Origin of the sequence: Guptibacillus spartinae, from assembly GCF_028610625.1 — a bacterium.
GTDB lineage: Bacteria > Bacillota > Bacilli > Bacillales > Guptibacillaceae > Guptibacillus > Guptibacillus spartinae.
Genome location: NZ_JAQQWU010000001.1, coordinates 289,788 through 311,783 on the forward strand (window position 1 = coordinate 289,788; position 21,996 = coordinate 311,783).

General features: G+C 38.5%; 24 protein-coding genes. 18 read left to right on the forward strand and 6 right to left on the reverse strand.

Annotated features, from left to right (window positions below; genetic code table 11):
* Positions 1-39: 39 nt before the first annotated feature.
* Positions 40-1,035 carry a spore coat kinase CotI gene (gene cotI, locus PQ511_RS01530; protein ID WP_273850613.1) on the reverse strand — a complete coding sequence of 332 codons (996 nt, stop codon included), beginning with the start codon at positions 1,033-1,035 and terminating at the stop codon, positions 40-42.
* Positions 1,036-1,479: 444 nt separating this feature from the next.
* On the opposite strand from cotI, the gene PQ511_RS01535 reads away from it, so the two are divergent.
* From PQ511_RS01535 to PQ511_RS01550, 4 genes are all read left to right on the forward strand, one after another.
* Complete coding sequence (locus PQ511_RS01535; protein ID WP_273850184.1) at positions 1,480-2,619, forward strand: glycosyltransferase family 4 protein; 1,140 nt, start codon at positions 1,480-1,482, stop codon at positions 2,617-2,619.
* 89 nt (positions 2,620-2,708) lie between these two features.
* Entirely contained in the window at positions 2,709-3,737 is a 1,029-nt protein-coding gene (locus PQ511_RS01540; protein WP_273850614.1) for a CotS family spore coat protein, read from the forward strand.
* Positions 3,738-4,442: a hypothetical protein gene (locus PQ511_RS01545; RefSeq protein ID WP_273850185.1), complete on the forward strand. Its 705-nt coding sequence runs from the start codon at positions 3,738-3,740 to the stop codon at positions 4,440-4,442.
* A 105-nt stretch (positions 4,443-4,547) separates the two neighbouring features.
* Positions 4,548-4,805: a hypothetical protein gene (locus PQ511_RS01550; RefSeq protein WP_273850186.1), complete on the forward strand. Its 258-nt coding sequence runs from the start codon at positions 4,548-4,550 to the stop codon at positions 4,803-4,805.
* 28 nt (positions 4,806-4,833) lie between these two features.
* On the opposite strand, the gene PQ511_RS01555 is transcribed toward PQ511_RS01550, so the two are convergent.
* The 4 genes from PQ511_RS01555 to PQ511_RS01570 form a co-directional block, all read right to left on the reverse strand.
* Positions 4,834-6,126, reverse strand: coding sequence for a glycosyltransferase family 4 protein (locus tag PQ511_RS01555; RefSeq protein ID WP_273850187.1), 1,293 nt, complete (start codon positions 6,124-6,126; stop codon positions 4,834-4,836).
* Entirely contained in the window at positions 6,123-7,064 is a 942-nt protein-coding gene (locus tag PQ511_RS01560) for an NAD-dependent epimerase/dehydratase family protein (protein WP_273850188.1), read from the reverse strand. Before PQ511_RS01560 ends, PQ511_RS01555 begins: the two co-directional genes overlap by 4 nt.
* Entirely contained in the window at positions 7,061-8,341 is a 1,281-nt protein-coding gene (locus PQ511_RS01565; protein ID WP_273850189.1) for a UDP-glucose dehydrogenase family protein, read from the reverse strand. Before PQ511_RS01565 ends, PQ511_RS01560 begins: the two co-directional genes overlap by 4 nt.
* A gap of 221 nt (positions 8,342-8,562) precedes the next feature.
* Entirely contained in the window at positions 8,563-8,814 is a 252-nt protein-coding gene (locus tag PQ511_RS01570) for a penicillin-binding protein (protein ID WP_273850190.1), read from the reverse strand.
* Between the two features lie 202 nt (positions 8,815-9,016).
* On the opposite strand from PQ511_RS01570, the gene PQ511_RS01575 reads away from it, so the two are divergent.
* Both PQ511_RS01575 and PQ511_RS01580 read left to right on the forward strand, forming a co-directional pair.
* Positions 9,017-9,223, forward strand: a complete 207-nt coding sequence (locus PQ511_RS01575) for a hypothetical protein (RefSeq protein ID WP_273850191.1) — start codon at positions 9,017-9,019, stop codon at positions 9,221-9,223.
* A gap of 52 nt (positions 9,224-9,275) precedes the next feature.
* A complete protein-coding gene (locus PQ511_RS01580) occupies positions 9,276-10,208 on the forward strand; it encodes a glycosyltransferase (RefSeq protein WP_273850192.1) in 933 nt (310 codons plus the stop codon).
* A gap of 52 nt (positions 10,209-10,260) precedes the next feature.
* Here the strand turns inward: PQ511_RS01580 and PQ511_RS01585 are convergent, their stop codons facing one another.
* On the reverse strand, positions 10,261-11,337 hold the full coding sequence (locus PQ511_RS01585) for a glycosyltransferase family 4 protein (RefSeq protein ID WP_273850194.1): 1,077 nt from the start codon (positions 11,335-11,337) through the stop codon (positions 10,261-10,263).
* A gap of 397 nt (positions 11,338-11,734) precedes the next feature.
* Here PQ511_RS01585 and wecB point away from each other — a divergent pair, with 397 nt between their 5' ends.
* The 12 genes from wecB (at position 11,735) to PQ511_RS01645 (ending at position 21,975) form a co-directional block, all read left to right on the forward strand.
* Complete coding sequence (gene wecB, locus PQ511_RS01590; RefSeq protein WP_273850195.1) at positions 11,735-12,829, forward strand: non-hydrolyzing UDP-N-acetylglucosamine 2-epimerase; 1,095 nt, start codon at positions 11,735-11,737, stop codon at positions 12,827-12,829.
* Positions 12,819-13,805, forward strand: a complete 987-nt coding sequence (locus PQ511_RS01595; protein ID WP_273850196.1) for a polysaccharide biosynthesis protein — start codon at positions 12,819-12,821, stop codon at positions 13,803-13,805. Before wecB ends, PQ511_RS01595 begins: the two co-directional genes overlap by 11 nt.
* On the forward strand, positions 13,805-14,638 hold the full coding sequence (locus tag PQ511_RS01600; protein WP_273850198.1) for a dTDP-4-dehydrorhamnose reductase family protein: 834 nt from the start codon (positions 13,805-13,807) through the stop codon (positions 14,636-14,638). Before PQ511_RS01595 ends, PQ511_RS01600 begins: the two co-directional genes overlap by 1 nt.
* Positions 14,631-15,527: an NAD-dependent epimerase/dehydratase family protein gene (locus PQ511_RS01605; RefSeq protein ID WP_273850199.1), complete on the forward strand. Its 897-nt coding sequence runs from the start codon at positions 14,631-14,633 to the stop codon at positions 15,525-15,527. The genes PQ511_RS01600 and PQ511_RS01605 overlap by 8 nt, the downstream gene beginning before the upstream one ends.
* Positions 15,524-16,240: a glycosyltransferase family 2 protein gene (locus PQ511_RS01610; protein WP_273850201.1), complete on the forward strand. Its 717-nt coding sequence runs from the start codon at positions 15,524-15,526 to the stop codon at positions 16,238-16,240. The genes PQ511_RS01605 and PQ511_RS01610 overlap by 4 nt, the downstream gene beginning before the upstream one ends.
* Positions 16,237-17,274 (forward strand): glycosyltransferase family 4 protein, encoded by a 1,038-nt coding sequence (locus PQ511_RS01615; RefSeq protein ID WP_273850202.1) that lies wholly within the window; start codon positions 16,237-16,239, stop codon positions 17,272-17,274. Before PQ511_RS01610 ends, PQ511_RS01615 begins: the two co-directional genes overlap by 4 nt.
* A 111-nt stretch (positions 17,275-17,385) precedes the next feature.
* Positions 17,386-18,189 (forward strand): UTP--glucose-1-phosphate uridylyltransferase, encoded by an 804-nt coding sequence (locus PQ511_RS01620; RefSeq protein WP_273850203.1) that lies wholly within the window; start codon positions 17,386-17,388, stop codon positions 18,187-18,189.
* Between the two features lie 35 nt (positions 18,190-18,224).
* Positions 18,225-18,962: a sugar phosphate nucleotidyltransferase gene (locus tag PQ511_RS01625; protein WP_273850204.1), complete on the forward strand. Its 738-nt coding sequence runs from the start codon at positions 18,225-18,227 to the stop codon at positions 18,960-18,962.
* On the forward strand, positions 18,955-19,905 hold the full coding sequence (rfbB, locus tag PQ511_RS01630) for a dTDP-glucose 4,6-dehydratase (protein ID WP_273850205.1): 951 nt from the start codon (positions 18,955-18,957) through the stop codon (positions 19,903-19,905). Before PQ511_RS01625 ends, rfbB begins: the two co-directional genes overlap by 8 nt.
* Positions 19,906-19,930: 25 nt before the next feature.
* Complete coding sequence (rfbD, locus tag PQ511_RS01635; RefSeq protein WP_273850206.1) at positions 19,931-20,776, forward strand: dTDP-4-dehydrorhamnose reductase; 846 nt, start codon at positions 19,931-19,933, stop codon at positions 20,774-20,776.
* Complete coding sequence (locus PQ511_RS01640) at positions 20,769-21,227, forward strand: dTDP-4-dehydrorhamnose 3,5-epimerase family protein (RefSeq protein WP_273850208.1); 459 nt, start codon at positions 20,769-20,771, stop codon at positions 21,225-21,227. The genes rfbD and PQ511_RS01640 overlap by 8 nt, the downstream gene beginning before the upstream one ends.
* A gap of 43 nt (positions 21,228-21,270) precedes the next feature.
* Complete coding sequence (locus PQ511_RS01645; protein ID WP_273850209.1) at positions 21,271-21,975, forward strand: class I SAM-dependent methyltransferase; 705 nt, start codon at positions 21,271-21,273, stop codon at positions 21,973-21,975.
* The last annotated feature ends 21 nt before the right edge of the window (positions 21,976-21,996 follow it).

Below are 21,996 nucleotides of genomic sequence, written 5' to 3' on the forward strand. Positions count from 1 at the left end.
CGACGACTTGCTCTTTTATATGTCTTCTATGGTCATAGATTAAAGAAATTGAGAAAGATGTCCTTTCTTACGCTCTTCATACTGGAATGCAGCCATTAACTCTTCCGGCATGATTTCATTCTTCCTTCCAAAGCGTTCACTTGCTGTTTCATATAGTTCATATGGGAAGAGCATATCAATGTACATGACGTTTTTTTGTTCGGAAGTGAGTGGGGAGCGTTCTTCATAAGAAGCAAGCATCAGATCGAACAACTCCTGATCCCATGTACCAGTGTCCCCCATTAAAGGGATAATGACTTTGCGCAGGTCGCGTATGGGCAGATCAAACGTCGTCGTGTCTAAATCAATAATCCAAATTTGGTCGTTCGATAACAGCGTATTCCCAGTACCATAGTCCTGGTGGCAAAGGTTCGGCTTTTGTTTACACTGTTTTACCCATTCAGGATAATGGGATTGTTGAAGTAATGTTAGCGTATCTCTTCCTGAAGCAATATAGGTGTCGATTTCGTTTAAATATAGCTGACAAAATGGATCATCTGGCGATTTCTCAGCAATCAACTTCCAACTTTCCATCTGTTGACACCTTTTTATATAATGTTTTGGCCATTTTCCTAGCTTTGAGAAAATAGGAGCGGCGGGTGGAGGCGTATACCCAACGGATTCTGTATGATAATCAGCTAGGCCTTTCATGATCCACTGGAGGTCAGTAGGGACAGTTAAATCAAATGGTCTGCCTTCAATCCAATCATAAACCACAAAAAGAAACGGGCCATGCTTTGTATACAAGTGGCCATCACGATTGGGAATGATGGCAGGAACGCGCATTCCCTTTTTAGCTAAATAATCTTGAGCATGGATCGAGAAGAGGGCCTTCTTCTCCGGACGGTGAATCCTTTTTAAACATTTTGGTCCTTCATCCGTCATGAATTTCCACACTAAGGCCATTTGTCCTCCTTGAATTACTTCAATTGATTGGACGTTTACATTCCAGTTAGGAAGTAAAAGTTCAGCCAATTTAATCAGCTTTTCCTGCATTTCAGGGGTAAGCTCTTGCACAGTTTCTTCTTTCTTTTCTTCTTTCACTTCTACTTTCTTTCGTTCGCTCTGCTTCTTGATGCTCTCCTCCCTTTTTAAAGAAGGCGCGTCACTTGAGCGATAGATCGTCTGATTATTGGTCGGAATGTTCCTTCTCTGCTGCCAGTTTGTCATAAACTTCACCTACCAATTAAGTCTTTTCATATTACCGTATGGAATTATCTAAAGTCATGACACAACTTTCAAAGGATTTAGTAGAAAGTTGGATAATCAAGCCCTTTTTCATAAATAAGAAAATGAATTCGCACAACCCTGAAATCCGCTCCGTATCATGGCTAATAAACGTCTATTTGTTAGTTATAGGTATATCCCTTGCTCGACGACAAAATGCTGGCGTGACATAGGAGAAAAGCGGTTCTTCTTTGTATTTAAAGGAGGGTGAAAATGAAAATTGCTTTAATTGCGACTGAAAAATTGCCTGTGCCAGCCATTAGAGGTGGCGCAATCCAAATTTACCTTGAAGCTGTCTCACAACTATTGGCCAAACATCATCATGTGACAGTAATATCGATTAACGATCCAGATCTTAAGCAGTCAGAGACGACTCAAGGGGTCCATTATGAGCGACTAAATAAAGACAACTATGTGGCTGATATCAAACAATTTATACATTCGAATCATTTTGATGTGATTCATGTTTGCAATCGACCGCTATGGATTGAAGAATTAAAAGCGGCGTCACCAAATAGTAAGTTTATTTTAAGTGTGCATAATGAAATGTTTGCTCAAGGAAAAATGACCGATGAAGAGGGGAATCAATGTCTTTCCCATCTTTCGAAGGTCGTAACAGTAAGTGATTATATCGGTAAGACGATAACGAGTCGTTTTCCAACTGCAAAAGGAAAGGTTCAAACCGTCTATTCTGGCGTTGATTTAAGCACTTATCATCCAAGATGGACAAATGAAGGAAGAAAGTTAAGAGAAGCCATTCGCTCTCAATTAAATCTAACTGATGAGAAAATCGTCCTTTTTGTAGGGAGACTTAGTAAAGTAAAGGGTCCGCATATCCTCTTGCATTCATTACCAGAAATTATTGAGAAGCATCCTGATGCCCATATGGTGTTTATCGGATCCAAGTGGTTTGGCGAAAATGATGTCAACAACTATGTCAAGCATCTCTATACACTTGGCGCAATGTATCCTGAAAACATCACGTTTATTAAATTTGTGGAACCAAAAGATATTCCTAAACTCTATTCAATGGCAGATGTGTTCGTCTGCTGTTCACAGTGGCAGGAACCGCTAGCACGTGTTCATTATGAAGCAATGGCGGCTGGTCTTCCTCTTATCACAAGTGATCGTGGGGGGAACCCTGAGGTAATTGATGAAGGGAAAAATGGTTATGTGGTTCACCAATTTGACCAGCCAGAAGCCTATGCGCAAATGATTCAATCTCTCTTTTCTAGTGACTCATTACGTGAAAAATTAGGAAAAAATGGGCGTCTTAAGGTAGAAGGCGAATTTGGATGGAATCGCGTAGCGAGTAATTTAAAAACGGTCTATGAAAATGCAGTGAAACGTTAGAGGAAGGTGAGGGAGAAGAAGTGGGGGAAGAAAACAATTTTGACCTAGAGGAAAACGAAGAAAGATCAAAAAAGCATGCTATTCCGCATATGGAAGAGTTGGAAAATGTCTTAAGCTTTTACCCAATTGAGGTAAAAGACATCTCTTTACTTTTCAGTCGAGGCGGAAGAACAAAGTGGGTAATCGAGTCAAACGATCGTTCCTATATGTTAAAGCAAGAATACATTCGACCTGACCGGATGTTATATATAGCAGGAGCTCATTGGCACTTACAAGAAAACGGACTACCAATCGCGAGATTAATTCCAACAAAAAATAATGGATTATGTTTATCTGGTGAAGACCATGCTTATGTTTTATATGAACATTTTGATGGGGAGCCAATGCTCTATTACGATACGGAACAGGTGATGAAAACAATGGCCTTTATTGGTCAATTTCATCATGCCTCCAAAGGTTATAAACAACCTGAAGGGAGCAAGAAAAGAAGTCGTATCGATAAATGGCATAAGCTGTATCGATGGAAAATTCAAGAATTAGAAGGGTATCAAAAACTGGCAGCCAATTACCTTGACGATCCTTTTTCCATTCTTTTTCTAGAAAATGTTGACCGTATGCTTACTCGTGCCAGAGAATCATTAGCTGAATTAGATCAACCAGATTTTAATAGCTGGACGAAGGAAGTATTTGAGAGTAAATCATTTTGTCAGCAGGATTTTACGATGGCTCGAATGATTGAAAAAGATGAAAAAGCGTTTATGAAAGATCTTCATTCTGTTAATGCAGACTTACCTGCCCGTGATTTGCGTATTTTACTAAACAAAGTTATGAAGAAGCTAGCGGTATGGGATGATCAGCTTGCAACTGAAATGTTAACAAATTATGATCAGGTCCATCCCTTAACCGAAGGGCAATACCGTGTGGTTTGGTCAGATTTGAAATTCCCTCACTTGTTTTGCGCGATCGCTCATAAATATTATCTCAGTCAGAAGAGGTCATGGTCTGATGAGAAGTATATGATGCATATTCGGAATGTTGTATCGGTTGAAAATTCAAAAGAAGATTTCCTTCATTCATTTGATGAAACTTTTCAAAAGATTAAAGGGGGGAGTCAATAAGTGGCACAGACAACTCAACACATGTCCATTCCTAAATTGGACTTAGAAGAATTCCACTTTTCTCCACCTGGGTCAATGGGGTGGAGCTATGCTGAATATGAAAAAATTGTAGATCATAACGATGAAAAGTTAGAAATAACGACGACTTCAGCCTTACCTACGACAATAGCTAGCAAAAACTTAGTTGAGCTCCCAGTTGGATCGGCTGTAGAAATTCACGAAGAAGTGGAAGAAGAGAAACAGATTGAAGAAGAAGTGGCTCATGTTGAAAACTCTTTAGAAGAAGCCACTGAGGGATCTGTTGAAGAAAAACCAAAAGTAGTCGTTTTCAATGAGAATGCGTTAAAGGTAAAGACCATCTCACGACCACTTCAATTATTTAATAAAAAACTGAAACCCCACACACAAGAAATTCATTCTGCGAAAAATGCTTTTAGAAATGTGAGCTTGGAGCATGAGACTACGGTGAAAGATTTAGAAGAAGAAACGGAAAGCTCTCCTGCAACGAACGAATTGGAACAGGAATTGTCTTACGAAACGAATGATGAAACTGAAAATGACCCTACCTTCGTCGATTTAGAGCAGTATGAAAATGATGATGAAGATCATGATGATGAAGAGCCAGAAGAAGTAATCCACTACGATTATGAAATTAAAACGAAAGGTTCCACAAAAGCACCATGGCTTTCCATAAAAATAAAATAAATAAAGGCGATATTGAATCAATTGACCTATACAACTCAATTGAATAAACATATCTTATAAAGAATTCTTTTATAGAATACTAAAAGCAAACGGGAGGAACGAAAAATGTCTGAAAATGCAAAGCATCAAGAGGTATTGGCTAAGTTACAAGAATTACTTGCAACGAATGAAGTAGAGGAGATTACTCTTAAATTAGAAATGGTGAATGGTGAAGAGCATAAGTTTGAATTTGATTTAATTGAAGAAGAAGAAGAAGAAGAGGAAGAAGAGGAAGAAGACGAAGAAGAGGAAGACGAAGAAGAGGAAGACGAAGAGGACGAAGAAGACGAAGACGAAGAGGACGAAGAAGACGAAGACGAATAAACAGAAGAAGAGATAGAACCCCACGGTTCTATCTCTTTCGTTTTTTGTAGGATCGATCAACGATCCATCTTTCGTGTATGAATTTAGGGGGTTTCTCGATTTCGATTTCAATGTTAGGTTGTAGAGCTGCCTCATCTTTCGACTCTTCGATCGGAGGTTCGTTTGTTTGCCTAGAGAGATGAACGGCATAAGCTTTTAAATAAATTGTCTCTAATCGCTGTGCAACATGAAAATATTGGTGATTCGCTTCAACGATCTTTCTTCCGTTTAAGCTAAATTCAAGTGCCTGATCGGGATGGCTAAACAGATCACAGATCGCATTAGCAAAGTTAGCTGGGTTGGAATAATTTTTCAACACAACACCATTGTGCATATGCGTGATCACCTCTGCGTTGCCACCACGTTTTGTGGTAATGAGAGGGACGCCTGCTGCCATGGCTTCATAATGAACTCTGGCGAGTGGCTCTTGCCATTGTGAGCTACATACAAAGACATCACCAAGTAAAAAGGAGGATGGAATTTGATCATGCGGGACGTACTGCGTAAAGCGAACATGTTCACCTAATGGCTCAGCCATTTTGTGCAACATCTTCACATATTTATTCGGACGATTATCACTAAACCATTTCCCACCACAAATGACGAGTACCGCATCAGGATATTTTTTAAGCACGTGTGGCATGGCTTGAATGAGAAGGTGGGGTCCTTTTGTTTTACTTAATCTTCCTATAAATAAAATGACTTTTTTTCCTGATAAATTGTTTTTTTGTTTAAGATACGAGCTTATTTCCTGGCCCCGTTTTGTCCACTTTGGTTCAAATTGTTTTAAGTCTACCCCAGAATAAACGACATGCGTTTTTTCAGTTGCCTCGGGAAATCGTAAGATCACTGTCCTACGTATATATTCACTCACCGTCATGATTGAGCTTACCGTTTCAACAACCTGCTTCCCTTCTTCGTCTGAAAGCTTATGTTCCGCAAACATTTCATTATGAAGACTTAACACAAACTGACTTTCTGGACTGGCAGCTTTGTAGATCGGAATGGCTTTTGGACGATTGAAGACATGAATAACGTCAAAAGGTTCCTCCTTAGTTAGATGCGAGGCAACATGGTAATAATAGTTTGCTCTGGGAACGCGAATATACTTAATCTGATCTATCTCCTCGGTTGTAGGGAGAGAAGGATCACTAACGGAGAAGATGGTTAGGTTATAGTTTTCGGATAAAAAAGGACTGACGCCATCAATCATCATTTGAATAGCGCCGCCTTTAATGGCTGGAGAAGGAAGTTTCTCGGTACAGACGAATGCTAAGTTCACAAAGGATTCCCCCCAGAAAGATAGAGTTCCTTTAAATCTTCAATTTCATAACGCAACCCTTCTTTAAGAGAAATCTGAGGTTGATAGTTTAACAATGTTTGTGCTTTTGTAATGTCTGCCCAAGTTTGCAGTGGTTCACCTATTGCTTTCTCGCTAAATGACACTTGCGCTTCTTTATTCATTAATTGTTCCAAAAGCTGAATAATTTCAAGGACGGATGCGCGTTCTTTTCCTCCTATGTTAATCGTTTCTCCTATCACATCTCGAGCACGGCACACAGAAGCTGTTGCCTTCACACAGTCCCTCACAAAAGTGAAATCTCTTGTCTGCTGACCATCTCCGTAAACCGTGAGAGGCTGATCGAGAAGCAGTTGTTTAATAAACCGATGAAAGGCCATATCTGGACGTTGTCGAGGGCCATACACGGTGAAATAACGAAGGATAACAGCGGGTACCCCATAATAGTGATGATAAACCCTACAAAGATGTTCACCTGTTAGCTTTGTAATGCCGTATGGCGATAAAGGAATTGGTCTCATCTGTTCTGAGACACTGCCGCTTTTTTCCCCATAGACGGAAGACGTAGAGATATAGATGAATTTCTTGAGGGAATGATTTTTACAGGCATCTAATAAGTTCTGGGTCAATAACGCATTATGAAGAAGATAAGTCTCAAAATCCTTTCCCCAACTTGAGCGAACCCCAGGAATACCGGCAAGATGATAAATGACATCCACGTTGTGAATAAGGTCTGAAAGGTTGCACGTCAATAGGTCAAGTTCGATTGAGGTAAAACGGTCATTTTTTAGAAGGGTTGTATTTCTGTTTTTCATGTTTCGATCAACGCCAATTATGGAGTCATGTGGATTTTGTTGCAATAATTCCATACATAAATGTGACCCTATAAAACCTCCAGCTCCTGTTACTAAAATGTTCATGGTCGGGCCACCCCCAGGTAGCGTAATCCAGAAGCACGGACGGCTTCTTGGTCAAGAGAATTTCTTCCGTCCACTACAATATTTCCTTTCATCAAGCCATTAACTTTATGCCAATCAGCCTGGTTAAATTCATCCCACTCAGTCGCCACAATTAACGCGTCGGATTGATGCACAGCAGTGTATAGATCTTTTTTTTCTTTAATGTGATTGTTATGAGAGGTCGCTTTAGGGTCATAAGCGATAACCGTACATCCTTTTTCAATCAGCCGTTCACAGAGCATAATTGCTCTAGAGTCTCGTATGTCATCCGTATTCGGTTTAAAGGAAAGTCCCCAAACGGTAATTTGTTTCCCTTTAAAGCCATTTAATGTTTCAGCAAGTTTGTTTACATAAATGTCAACTTGTTGATGATTAACTTTCTTAACAGCATCTAGCAAACTTGTTTTGATCCTTTTTTTATGAGCTGCATAGGTGATGGCGTCCAAATCTTTAGGGAAGCAAGATCCGCCATAGCCTAATCCTGATTGGAGAAAGTGGGGACCAATTCTGGGATCAAGCCCAATTGCTTTCGTAATATCAAGGATGTTTACGTTGTACCCATCACAGATTCGCGCAAATTCATTAACGAATGAAATTTTCGTTGCAAGAAAAGCGTTAGACGCATATTTTACCAATTCAGCCCCAGTTAAACTTGTTTCAATATAGGGTGCTTGTAAACTCTTATAGAGGTGCTTTACCTCGTCTCTTGCTTGTTTCGATTTTGATCCGACCACGACTTTATCGGGATGAAACGAGTCATAGACAGCGGTGCCTTCTCTCAGAAATTCAGGGTTGGATACAATATCGAACATTTTCTCATCTACTCCCTGATCGAGTAGGTACTGATGAAACCATTCGTTACTTCCCGGTGGCACTGTGCTTTTGACAATAATCAATTTATAAGAAGTAATGTTCATTGCAATATGTTCAAACACTTTTTTAATAGCGGTTAAATCACTATCTCCATTCGGTTTAGAAGGAGTTCCGACAGCAATCAAAAGAATCGGTGAGTTAAGAATACAGGCTTCCCGGTCATCAGAAAAAACCAACCGGCCACACTGATGATTTTTTACTAATAACTCTTCTAAGCCTGGTTCGTGGATTGGAGATTTCCCTTTATTTAAAATCTCAATTTTTGAGATATCTTTATCAATCACATGGACGTTATGACCAAGATCTGAAAGTAGGGCAGAAGTTGTTAATCCAACATAACCTGCTCCAACAGTACAAATTTCCATCTAGAATTCCCTCCAGTAGCATCTCTCTTTACCATACTCCTTTATATCGTATTAGGCCTTAGGGGGAAGGTGTGTTGAAATAGCCGTTTTGGAGATAATTAGGCGACTAACTGAGGGGAAAGCAGTTGAAAGAGGAGAATACAGCAGTCTATATAAGAATATTAGCTAAAAATAAAGAAGCAAGCCTGGATCATAGCTCCAGGCTTGCATAAATAAACAATTTATCCATTTAATAAGCGAATCGCTTCAATTTTATTACAATCTACAATAAATGTACCTGTATCATCCATCAACGTAACGCAGCACGATTTTAGATCAACACACGTAAAGACAAGATCTGTAAATTCTACACCTGATAAAATGACGTCCACTGTTCTTCCAGCAGTAAAACTTCTAAACTGATTGCACATACAGCTGTTGCAATGATCATTTGACTTTTTCAAAGTCTTTCCACATTCATCAAATAAACTCATTCTATATCCCCCTTTTCCAAAACTCATAATTATTAGAGATACTATACTGTATTTACGTGATGAGAAATTGCTTGTTTATAAGCCTATTGAAATTTTAATAAATTTTTGTGATTAAGCAGGTATTGTCCTATACAGATTTTTGTTGGCTACATAAGTATGGAAGGAGTAGACTTTTTACTTATTTCAAAAGGAGGCTACAACATTGGCAAGTTCACCAATTGTGAAGTTTCGTACCTTAATTGGCGTACCCCTAACTGAAGTAATTGTTATCGGAGCTGATGAAGATTTAGTATTAATGAACGTCGTAATTGTGGAAGTGGGACGGGATTACGCCGTTTTAAATCAAGCTGGTTCTGGTGGTTTAGGTACAGTTATCGTTCCGCTAGACAAAATAGTCGCCGTTCTATAAATGAAAAAGCTCCTAGGATGGAGCTTTTTTTATTCAGAAAGGAGCGATTTTAATGGATAAACTTAAACTATTATTTATCACGAAAGACTTCACTAACTTCATTGATAAAAGCACGTTTTATTTAATTGAGGAGTTAAGAAAATTAACTGATTTAATGATATGGTCAAATAATGGACATATAGATACGATCATAAAGGAAGCAGGGTTCACTCCTGATTTTATCTTACTGAATGATTTCAAGTCAGACTACTCCCCACAAATTCAAGGCTTAAAATATTGTAGTATTCCAAATGCTATAATCATGCATGATTTGCATTACAAAAGATCTTCTCGAAAAAAATTTATTGAGAAAGAAAAAATCAACCACATTTTTTCTATCTATAGAGATAAATTTCATGAATGGTACCCTGAGTATAGCTCAGTTATGACATGGCTTCCTCATCATGTCCCTACATCAATTTTTAAAGATTATCAATTAGAAAAAAATCATAAATTTTTGTTGATGGGCAGCACTTTTCGAGAACTCTATCCACTTCGTTACTTTATTGTCGATCAGCTTAAGGGTAATCCGGATTTTGTTCACTATCCCCACCCTGGATATGACTTAATGGATCATAAGAAGCTAGGGTATAAAGTTCAAAAGGAATATGCTCAGGAAATAAATCGATCTCGCATTTTCTTTACGTGCGACTCAAATTTTCATTTTCCCGTATTAAAGTATTTTGAAGTACTTGGCTGTCGAACATTATTATTAGCCTCTGGGTCACGGGAACTAAAAGACTTGGGTTTTATTGATGGAAAAACATTTGTAGAAATAAATTCTAGGAATTTTATGGAGAAAGCTAACTATTATTTGAATGAAGAAAAGATAAGCCAAGAAATTGTAACGAATGGCGCAAAATTAATTGAGGAGAGGCACTCAACTAAAATACGTGCGAAGGAACTTCTTCAACATATCATGTCCCTAATAAATGAAGAAAAATGAAACTAAAAAAACTTTCCGACAGATTCTGTGGGAAAGTTTTTTAGTCAGTAGATCAGGGTCTTATTGATAGTTCTTCTAGCATTTTAATAAAATTTCGACTATATTCCTTTGGATTAAGGTTGATTTTAATTCGTTCTTTCGCCTGTTGAACGAAGCGATCCCTCTTCTTCCTATTATTTATTAGTTCAAGACATTCTTCCGTTGCTGTCTGTAAATGGAGAAGGTCGATGAGTTTTCCAGTTTCATTATGAATAAGGAAGCTTCGGATCCCATCGGAATCTGTACTAACGACAGGACAAAGGCAACTCATTGCTTCTACTACTGCATATCCAAACCCTTCGACTTGTGAAGTTGAACAAAGAAATCCCCCTGAGTCTGCAATCATAGAATAATAAAGCGCCATGTTTTGGTGTGGAATATTGGAGTGAGTTGTTATGATCTTTTCTAGATCTTCTTTTTGAATATACTGTTGAAACTTGGCTTTTTCCTTTGTAGAAGCGAGGGTGGGGTCTTGAAACATCCAAACTCGTATATTGGCATGTTTCCGCTTTAATTCATTTATCAACTGGAGAAATCCATGCCAATTTTTATTTGGTTCTAAGCGTCCTACCCAACCAATAATTGGATCTTCCATTTTATTATTTGAAGATACGTATTGAAAATGATCCGTATCAAAACAATTATGAAAAGAGAATGAACGGAAGTCCGGTAAAAAAACCTGGCATAACTTCTCTAGGTGAGAAGTTTTTGGATAAAAAACGGCATCAGCATAAGTGTGAACATAAGGTTTTGCCTCATTCATCCAGTTTTTTGCCTCTTGTTCCGTTCCAAGTCCTTGTAATTCATATAGCAGAGGACCAGAATAGCCTAATTCACGGATTCGCTTAAGAAACAGATGATCCGAGCAGACCATAACAGCGGAGTATGCTTTTCTATCCAAAAGTAATTTGATTTCTTCATTATCGTTCGTCACATACACGGGGATATCAGTTATGTTACTAAACCCAGCTCCTGAATGCATGTAGAGAAGTTCACAAGAAATACCAGCCTCCTTTAATGCCACACATCTTTGCCGGTTTAATGTTTCGACACCTCCGCTTGGTAAGTAGTAAACAAATAAAATCTTCATTCACGTTTGCCTCCTATCGCATCTCTTTTATAACGTATGCTAAAAAGTATTCTTTTCCACCAAAAACGAAACAAGAGGGGTCTCGTTTTTCGGTTCGCCAAATGATATACCAGTACACGTCATGGGTCTTACACTCGGAAAATGTTAATTTAAACTTTAGGATTAAATAGTGTTGCGCGAATACCGAACGATGCTGGGGTTGCCATGGAAAAAGAGCGGGGGGGTATGACGAATGATTGATAAACGACTAGCGAGTGGGACACCTTGGTTGTACTTGAATATTTGGATGTAAATTTATACAAAGCATTTTTTAAAATTAGGAGATTGTCCCTTGCAACCTAATCCAATCATCATAAATTATCTAGTACAACAAAATACTGTAGAAACGAGGTCAGAGATGAAAGTTGCGACAATACTCGGAACGCGTCCAGAAATTATTCGTTTAAGCCTTATTATTGAAAAACTTGATCGTTTAGCAGAAGAGCATATCGTCATTCATACAGGTCAGAATTCCGCGCATTCACTGAAAGAAGTTTTCTTTCAAGAAATGGGAATTCGCACACCTGATTATACTTTGAATAGTCATACATCTTCTCTGGGAGAACAGCTTTCCGTTATGTTTAAAAACGTTGAACAAATTCTATTACAGCATCGTCCAGATCGTATCTTAATCCTTGGCGATACGAATTCTGCCCTCTGTGCCTTATTAGGTGAAAGGCTCAATATCCCAGTCATTCACTTGGAGGCTGGGAATCGATGTTTTGATTTAAACGTACCAGAAGAAAAAAATCGGAAAGTAATTGATGCGATTTCAAGCTATAACCTTCCTTATACCGTTCAAAGTAAGGAAAACTTACTACGAGAAGGTTTTCCTTCAAACCGTATCTATGTAACTGGTAATCCGATCTTTGAGGTGCTCACAAATTATAACGAAGAAATTGAGCGAAGTCAGATCCTTGACACGCTCAACTTACAAAACCAAGATTACTTTTTAGTGACGGTGCATCGGGCTGAGAATGTAGATCATGCGAAGAACCTTTCTGAAATTCTTAAAGGCTTATCAATGATTGCGGATCAGCACAATAAAAGAATCATTTGTAGTATCCATCCAAGAACGAGATCAAAGCTAACTTCAGATCAATTAAATAATCTAAACTCATTAATTGAATTACATGAACCATTTGGCTTTTTCGATTTCATTCAACTTGAAAAATCAGCTTTTTGTGTATTAACAGATAGCGGTACAGTTCAAGAAGAATGCTGCTTGTTTCATATTCCAGCCGTAACCGTGAGAACGACTACAGAAAGACCTGAAACCATTTCTTGTGGAAGTAATATCGTTTCAGGACTCGATGCGAAGCAAATAAAAGAAGCTACAAATGTCATGATTAATAGTCAGCGGAATTGGTCATTTCCAACAGGCTATGATGACCTGGATGTATCGGACCGAGTTGTGAAATTTGTATTAGGAGGAATGAAGATTGTTCCGTAATAAAGTTATTTTAGTTACAGGAGGGACGGGGTCCTGGGGAAATGAGCTGGTTAAGCAGCTCTTGCAAAAATCTCCTGCAGAAATTAGGATCTTTTCTCGTAATGAAACAAGTCAGGTTGAAATGAAGAGGAAATTTCAACAGAATCCCCTGCTCACCTTTGTCATTGGTGATATTAAAGAACGAGAAGCACTACTTGAAGCGAGTAAAGATGTTGACTATATCTTCCATCTAGCGGCGCTTAAACACGTTCCCGTTTGTGAAGATCAACCGATTGAAGCATTAAATACAAATGTGATTGGCACGCAAAATGTAATACGCGTGGCGATTGATAATAAAGTGAAGAAAGTGATCTATATCTCAACAGACAAAGCAGCTAATCCTTCCAATTTCTACGGTTTTTCCAAAGCAATGGGTGAGCGTTTAATTATCCATGCGAATACGTTGAAATCGGATACAACATTTGTTTGCGTTCGTGGAGGAAACGTATTGGGGACGAACGGAAGTGTGATTCATGTTTTTAATAATCAAATTCGCTCAAATAAAGAGATTGGGATTACACATCCGGATATGACTCGCTTTTTCTTAACGCTTGAAGATGCAATAAAGTTATTATTTAAAGCTACCTATGAAAGTCGCGGTGGAGAGATCTTCGTAATGAAGATGCCAACATGCAAAATTTATGACCTTGCTGAAGTGTTAATCGATGCATCAGGCGTTCAGGGGGTTAAGATCGTGGAGCAGGGAATACGGCCAGGTGAAAAACTTCATGAAATCTTATTTTCTGAATATGAAAGTCAAACAACTGTTTATTATGATCAAGAATATTTTGTCATTCTCCCAACTATCGAAATTAAAGGTCTTGAAGAACACTATTCAGCATTTAAGCCGGTTAAGTTAACAAACTATAATTCAAGCGAAGATCTTATGACAAAGGATGAAATAAAAGCAATGCTGATCAAAGGTGGTTTTATGTAATGAAAATTCTTGTGCTCGGTGGAAAAGGAATGGCGGGGCACGTGATCGTTAAATACTTGAAAGATCAACGGAAATCAGATCAAATTCTCTATACTTCAAGGGATTCATTGGATCATGAAGGATTCTATCTTGATGTTTTAAATCAAAGCGAGTTAGAGGTGCTCATTGACAAAACAGAGCCAGATTTAGTGATTAATGCAATTGGCGTCTTAAATGAGGATGCAGAAAAAAATGAACAGAAGGCATTTCAAATAAATGCGCTACTGCCACACCAGCTTGCAACCCTTATGAACCGAAGAGGTGGTAGAGTCATTCATATTAGTACAGACTGCGTTTTTTCCGGAAAGAAAGGGAGTTATACTGAGTCAGATGCTCCTGATGGAGATAGCGTATATGCACGTACAAAAGCCATAGGGGAGATTACTCAAGCACCACACTTAACGATACGAACCTCCATTATTGGACCCGAATTAAAAGGGGATGGGATTGGTTTATTTCTATGGTTTATGAGCCAACAAGGAGAAGTATCAGGGTATGAAAGGGTTTATTGGAATGGAGTTACAACGTTAGAACTAGCCAAGGTGATCAACAAGTTAATCGATGAACAGGTGGAAGGACTCATTCATCTCCATTCAAAAAACAGGATTTCAAAATATGATCTGTTAAAATTGATGAAGGAAACATTTGAGAAAAAAGATGTCACGATTATTCCTTCAAATCCCTTTTTTTTAGATCGCACCATCTTAAACACTCGTCAGGACTTTCAATATAAGGTTCCCTCATACCGAGAAATGCTAATCGAACTTAATAAATGGATGAACCACAATGGGTAAGCCCATTCTTCTGATTACAGGGGCTGGTGGATATACAGGTAAACACGCTGTAAACTATTTTAAAGATTATGACGTTATTGGCGTAACGAGAAAAAAGAATGAATCAAAAAAGAACTATTTCGCTGATTTAACGAATGAAGAGGAAGTTAACCGTTTGATTGAGCTCACAAAGCCGGATAGGATCCTTCATTTAGCTGGTCAGAACCATGTCGGAAAGTCCTGGGAATTCCCCGTATCTACCATTCAAACCAACTTTATGTCAACGTTGTATTTGCTATCTGCCGTAAAAACATATGCTTCAAAAGCTAAAGTTTTAGTAGTCGGATCAGCTTTGCAGACGGACCATTCCTATCCCCATCCTTATAGTTATAGCAAGTCACTTCAGGGAGAGCTCTTACATGTTTGGCAACAATTTTATGGAGGCAATGCGATATTTGTTAAAACAACAAATTTGATTGGGCCGGGACCATCGACGGGTGTTTGTGCAAATATTGCAAGGAAAATCGTTGAGTTTGAACAAAAAAAAGTAGAGGAAGAGGCAATCCTTTTCCTTCAAAATAAACAAGTGATGAGAGATTATGTGGACGTTCGTGATGCCGTTCGTGCTTATCTTCTCATTTTAGAAAAAGGGAAGCCTGGCCAAGAATTTGAAATTAGCTCAGGAGACGTGCGGTCACTTGAAGAGATTGCACGTATTTTTCAGGAAATATCTAAGGTTCCATTTCGAGTTCAATTTGCTGAAAATAAGCATGAGCAACCCAAACGACTAACAAGTGTAGCTTTGAAGGAACTGGGATGGAAACCAGAATTCGATATACGTACTTCTTTAGAAGATACGTTAAATTATTTTAGTGAGATTTATAGAAATGAAGGAGGAGATGATACTTGAAGAAAGTCTCCATTATTATTCCTTTTTATAATTGTGAATACATCGATAAAGCAATTGACAGTGCATTAGAGCAAACGTATCACAATATTGAAGTCATAGTGGTTAACGATGGATCAACGAGTTTCGCTGAAAAAATTGTTCCCTATTACAATTCAATTCGTTATATTGAACAAAGCAATAAAGGGACTGCAGGGGCTTTGAACACAGGAATAAAAGCAGCTACAGGTGATTACTTCACCTGGCTGAGTGCCGATGACATTTACACAAAAGATAAAGTGGAAAAGCAAGTAGCTTTTTTAGAAAAAAATAAAGCAGTCATCGGGTATACGTCTTACAAATTAATTGACAACAATGGAGATCTAACGAGTGGATCGATTGGCGTATCGTTTCCAAGTCGACTTGATTTCCTTAGACATTTAAAAAAAGGCTGTGCTATTAATGGATGCACCGTTATGGTTGAAATGCATCTATTACGTGAGCTGAATGGCTTTGATGAAAGCCTGCCTTATACGCATGATTATGATCTTTGGGTAAGAATTGCTGAGCGACATCACTTTGCTTACTTGGATGAATGCCTTGTCTACTATCGTGTTCATAATGAGATGGGAACGAAAAAATTTCCGGAGGCAATTCGAGCGGAATTAGCAAATGTTCGACGAAAGCATCGGCCTACGCTTCGTTTGGCGATACAAGCGGAAAGGAGAAAGTTATGAAATTCACCTTTCCGATCCTTACGCTTTGCAAAGGCGGAGCACAGCGAATGCTTGCTGAACTAGCCAATGGATTAGTTGATCGAGGACATGAGGTGATGATTCTCATGCCTTCATCAGGAGTAATTGAATATCCGGTTCAAGCAGATATAAAACGTATTCCCAATTCTTACGAGTTAAAAGAACAGGATTATCCTAAAGCAGATGTCATCGTATCTAATTACTATACGTTAGTAAAGGAAGCTCAAAAAGCGAGTTTAAACCAAAAAGGCATTCATATTAGACTAAGCCTCTGCTATGAACCTACTTTTTTACCTGAACAAGAGCTTTCGTTTCCAAGCTATCACGTAACCCCCCATCTGCTGGTGCTGTCAAAATGGCATCGTGACTTAATTCAACTCAATCATGGCATTACCGGGAAAATCGTTCCTGTAGGAATAAGTAAAGAGTTTTACAATCAAAAGATAAAGTCACAGAACAAAGTTCCTAATGTAACAGCGATTATTCGAAAGCCTGAGGGTGGTTTTTCTTGGCATCGAGAACAAGAATATTTGTTAAATCAATTCATGGTTGTGCGAAAAGCCATTCCAGAGGTTCAGTTAACCTTAATTACGCCACCAAATGAACTATACACTTCGCCTGCCCTTCAATCGATAAAAGCTTCAGGATTGTATACGTTTCGAACACCTGCAGACGATCGAGAATTGGCGTACTATTATAATCAAGCGGACATCTTTGTGAACTCTTCCACGTATGACACGGCATCACTTCCAGGACTTGAAGCGATGAAGTGCGGTGCTGCTCTCGTGACAACCTATAATGGTGGCAATGCTGATTATTGTATCGACGGTACTAATGCATTCATTTCGTATCGTTATGAAGATCGCCTTTCATCCGACATTCTAAAGCTTCTAAATCAACCTAATTTACGAAAAGAACTAGCGAAAAAAGGAGAAGAAGAGGCGTCAAAGTGGACCTGGGACCGAAGTGTTCAAGCGATGGAAGACGCTGTTACACACCTATTAAAAACGACGTAATCGGTCGTTTTTTTTTATGTCGACTGATTAACCGCCTGTTTATGAACGTACAAGTTACTGTCATGATTTCTCTCGAATAAGTTAGAAGGAAAGATGAAGGGAGAGAATGGCTTGATTAAGAAGGCAATCATACCGGCGGCTGGATATGGAACGAGGAGCCTGCCAATTACAAAAGTGATCCCTAAAGAGATGTTTCCAATCGGTGGAAAACCAGCCATTCAATATGTCGTCGAGGAAGCCGTTGCTGCAGGGATTGAAGAAATTTTAATCGTAGTCTCCAGATCCAAAAATTTAATTATGGATTATTTCGATGAGTCATTAGAGCTTGAAGCCTTCCTAAAGAAAATGAATAAAATTCATTTATTAGAGAAAACGAAATTACCAGATGTTCACATTCAGTATATTAGACAGCCTTATGCAAGAGGACTTGGTGATGCGATCTTACACGGGAAGCATTTTGCCAACAACCAACCTGTAGCTGTCCTTTTACCCGATGATATTTTTATTGGGAAAGGTAAACTGGCGCTTGAGGAATTGCTTGATTTATATAAGAAAAAAACAACGAATGTCATTGGTATAAAAAGCGTTCATAAACAGAATTTAAAAGATTATGGCGTTATTGAAGGTAAAGAAGTGGCAACCAACGTTTATCAACTATCTAACATCATTGAAAAGCCTGTTCATAACCCTCCTTCAAATCTTGCTGTAACAGGTAGGTACATTTTTAATCCTTCTATTTTTCGTTATCTTGAAGGGTTAACAACTGGAAAAAATGGAGAAATACAGCTAACCGATGCCATCAATGCTTCATTAAAAGAAGAAGCTTGCTTTGCAGTCGAATGTCTGTCAGAACGATATGATATTGGGAAAGAAAAAGAGTATATTACCCTTGTGAATAAGATACTAGAAAGTTGATTGCCAAAACGCTTTGTGAAAGGACTGTGGTTAGTTTGAAAGGAGTTATATTGGCGGGAGGAAGCGGGACACGACTTTCACCAATAACGAAAATCGTGAATAAACATTTCCTACCTGTAGGAAAGTATCCGATGATTTATTGGTCATTACTTAAACTGAAGGAAGCTAACATAGAAAACGTACTTTTAATTATCAATCAAGACGATCGGCCTCTCTATGACAAGTTAATTGGTGATGGGAGGGAGCTAGAATTGAAGGTTACTTATAAAATTCAAGATGAACCATTAGGAATTGCTCATGGCGTCTCCTTAGCGCAATCGTTTGTTGGGAATTCTCCATTTATCGTCTTGTTAGGTGATAATTTATTTCAAGATTCGTTAAGAAAGGCAGTAAATGATTTTGATGTCGATCCAAAAATGGGTCATGTTTTTTTAAAGAAAGTGACGAACCCTATGGCTTATGGAATTGCTGAAATTGATTCGAAAACAAATAAGATTAAAGCCATTGAAGAGAAACCTGCGAACCCTAAATCCGATCTTTGTGTGACTGGAATCTATCTGTATGAGGCCAGTGTTTTTCGCTATATGAAGCAACTGGTGCCTTCAAATCGAGGAGAATTAGAGATTACGGACTTAAACAATCAACTTATTAAAGAAGGGCAATTAGGTTATCAAATGCTAAATGGATGGTGGATTGATGCAGGTACTCATGAGAGCCTTTACTATGCGAATCAGCTAATTAACGGAGATCGAAAGGAGCCTAATCATGAGTAAACAAATACTTGTAACAGGAGGAGCAGGTTTTATAGGGTCTAATTTTGTTCGGCTACTTTTAGAGACAACTGATTGGTATGTCACCAATATCGATGCCTTAACTTATGCGGCCCATCCAACCGTATGGAGTGAATGGTCAACCCGTAAGAATTATCGGTTCATGAAAATCGATATCGCTGACATAGAACAATTAGAAAAAGCATTTGATGTAACCTATGATGTGGTCTTCAACTTTGCTGCTGAAACGCACGTTGATCGAAGTATTGAGGATGCCAATGCTTTTGTTCGTTCAAACGTGATTGGTGTCTCAAATTTGCTCCATTTGGTGAAGCAAGGCAAAGCAAAAAAGTATATTCAAGTCTCCACAGATGAGGTATACGGATCCTTAACTGCTAAGAAGAAGCCTTTCAAAGAAACTTCTAAGCTGTCACCGAATAACCCTTATTCAGCAACAAAAGCAAGTGCAGACCTACTTGTTCAATCCTTCTATCGCACTTATCATCTTCCGGTCATTATCACGAGATGCTCAAATAATTATGGACCGTATCAAAATAAAGAAAAGCTTATCCCAAAAATTATTGAGCATATATCGTTAAATAAAAAAATACCTATTTATGGAGATGGATTAAATATTCGCGAGTGGCTTTATGTAGAAGATCATTGCCGAGCGATTAAAAAAGTGATGTTGTCCGGAAAAGTCGGAGAAGTATACAATATCGGCTGTCATCAGGAGAGAACGAATCTTGAGGTCGTTCGCTTTATTTTAAATTATATGGGAGGGAAGGAAGAGTTAATCGAGTTTGTGAAGGATCGTCAGGGTCATGATTTTAGGTACGCACTGAACTACAGTAAGCTTAGTAAGCTTGGGTGGATGCCACTCGTCTCTTTTGAAGAAGGAATGGCAAAAACGATTGATTGGTATGTTCAAGAGCAGAACAGCTAACCCTCTTTCAGAAGGAGGAGATCAATTGAGAATACTCATTACTGGTGCAGAAGGTCAAGTCGGGAGAGCTTTATGTCACAAATTCTCCGGTAAAGATGTTATCGCTCTTGGAAAAAGTAAGTTAGATATCACGAAGAAAGATCAACTGACGACTCTTTTGCTAGATGTAAAACCCGATGTCGTTTTTCACTGCGCGGCATACACTCAAGTCGATCAGTGTGAAAAAGATAAGAAAAAGCCTTATGAAGTAAATGCTATTGCAACAGGGCTAATGGCTCAAGCATGTGAATTAGTTGGAGCAAAGCTTATTTATTATAGCAGTGATTATGTGTTTAATGGAGAAAAAAAGACGCCTTATATGGAAAATGATCAAACAGATCCCCTATCAACCTATGGAATGAGTAAATGGATCGGAGAGAGACTTGTGCAGCAGTTATCTTCGAAGGCAACCATTATTCGTACTTCATGGGTTTTTGGTCATGGAGGGAAAAATTTTGTGAATACGATGGTGAATTTGGCTAAACAAAAAAAGGTGATCCAAGTCATAGAGGATCAAGTCGGTTCTCCAACCTATGCAGAAGATTTAGCAGCGTATTCTGCATCCATCATGCTTCACCCTCCCGGCATCTATCATGTGACGAATGGGGGATCATGTAGCTGGTATGACTTTGCAAAAAGGATTTACGAAGAGAGCGGGTATGATCCATCACTCATTCAACCGATTTCTTCAGTAGACTATGGAGTTCAAACGAAACGACCATATTATTCTGTTCTTGATCATAAAAGGCTTCTGGAGCAAGGCTTACAGGCTCCTCGAAAATGGGAAGCTGCTTTAAAGGAATATTTAAGGAAGGAGTTTGCCAATGATTGAAGGTGTGAAAATAAAGCCAATCCAAAGACACTGTGATGACAGAGGTTTTTTCGCTGAGCTCGTTCGAGATGATGAACCGGAATTATTAACGAAATTCGGGCAAGCCTCGTGGTCCATGAGTTATCCAGGCGTGATTAAAGCCTTTCATTACCATGAAAAGCAAGACGATTTGTGGTTTTTTCCTTCTGGTCACGCTCAGGTAGTGTTGTTTGATCTCAGAAAGGAAGCTTCCTCTTATGGGATGACAGATGTTTATTATATGGGGGAATCCAATCAATGTCTGCTCCTTATACCTAAAGGAGTCGCGCATGGGTATCGGGTTTTAGGTGAGGTGCCTGCCACCATTATTTATTTTACTACTGAATCATACGATGCTGAAAAACCGGATGAATTTCGAATTCCCTGGAATTCAGAGGAAATAGGGTTTGACTGGGAAACGAGATTTAAATAAAAACGATGAAAGACGTAGGATATTATAATTGAGGTGGTAAATGATGAATCGCTTCTGGGGACCTGTCATTAAGCCGATATTACTTTCAATGAGACTTAATAACATCATTGAGATAGGAGCATACAAAGGTGAAACGACTATTCAATTATTGAACTACTGCCAAAAAACAGGAGGGACCTTACGTATTATTGATCCATTGCCTTTGTTTGATGAAGGTGCATTGAATAAATTATACAAAGGATACTATCAACTATACAAAAAAACGAGCTTAGAAGTTTTACCAATGTTGAAGGATTATGAGGTCGTTTTGATTGACGGGGATCATAACTGGTATACCGTTTATTACGAGCTCAAATTAATAGAAAAAGAGACTCTTGCCAGCGGTAAAACGTTTCCTTTAGTGATCTTGCATGATACGGAGTGGCCATACGGGAGAAGGGATATGTATTATAATCCTGACCAAATACCAATGGAATTTAGAAATCCCTATGCGAAGAGTGGCATAAGGCAAGGACAATCAGAGTTAATACAAAGTGCTGATGCCGTTAACGCTCAATTGAACAATGCCCGAACTGAAGGAGGAATCAGAAATGGTGTATTAACGGCAATTGAGGATTTTATGAAAGATTCTCAATTACCTTTAGAGCTATTTAGAATCCACTCTAATAATGGATTAGGGATATTGTGTCAAGTTGAAGAATATGAGAAAAAAGTGATTAATTATATAATGAATGATTCTAATCTTTAAATTGAATTTACGGATAAAACG